General features: G+C 66.0%; 1 protein-coding gene. It reads left to right on the forward strand.

What is annotated here, in order from left to right:
* Window positions 1-172 precede the first annotated feature (172 nt).
* Window positions 173-724: class I SAM-dependent methyltransferase (locus tag B4M62_RS06700; protein ID WP_290706205.1), on the forward strand; the 552-nt coding region annotated here is incomplete at its 3' end.

A 724-nucleotide genomic window follows, 5' to 3' on the forward strand; every position in this document is an offset into this window, starting at 1 on the left:
CTGATACCCTATGGGGTATGTGTATGGAAGTGAACTGCCCAAGTTGCCAACGCCCGAGCTGGGCCGGATGCGGCGCCCACGTGGAACAGGTGCTCGGTCATGTGGCACCTGGTGACCGGTGCCAGTGCTGCGAGGCCGTCGCGCCGACCCGCGCTGTTCCGGCTCGTCCGCAATGACCGAGCCGACGTCTGCGCGCTCGATGTGGGAACAGCGCTTCAGCGCCGAGACATACATCTACGGGACAGAGCCCAACGAGTTCCTCCGCACCAGCGAACCGACGTTGCCCCGCGGCGCGGCACTCTGCCTGGCCGAGGGCGAGGGTCGCAACGCGGTCTTCCTTGCCGGCTCAGGACGTGAAGTGCATTGCGTCGACCTGACGGAGTCCGGAGTCGCGAAGACCCTTCGTTTGGCTCTCCACCGAGGTGTCGACGTGCACGCGGTGGTCGCCGACCTCACCATGCACGACATCGGCTCGGAGCGCTGGGACGTGGTGGTGTCGATCTTCGCTCACATGCCCGCCGATGTCCGTAGGGATCTGCATGCGCGTGTGGTCACCTCGCTTCGGCCTGGTGGCGTGTTCCTGCTGGAGGCGTACACACCAGCTCAGATCGGTCGTGGCACGGGCGGACCGGCGCTCGCCGAGATGACGATGACGCTTGCCGGCCTACGCACCGAACTCGCTGGGCTCGACGTGGTCCACGGCATCGAACTCGAGCGAGAGATC

Origin of the sequence: Gordonia sp. UBA5067 (assembly GCF_002414845.1) — a bacterium.
GTDB lineage: Bacteria > Actinomycetota > Actinomycetes > Mycobacteriales > Mycobacteriaceae > Gordonia > Gordonia defluvii.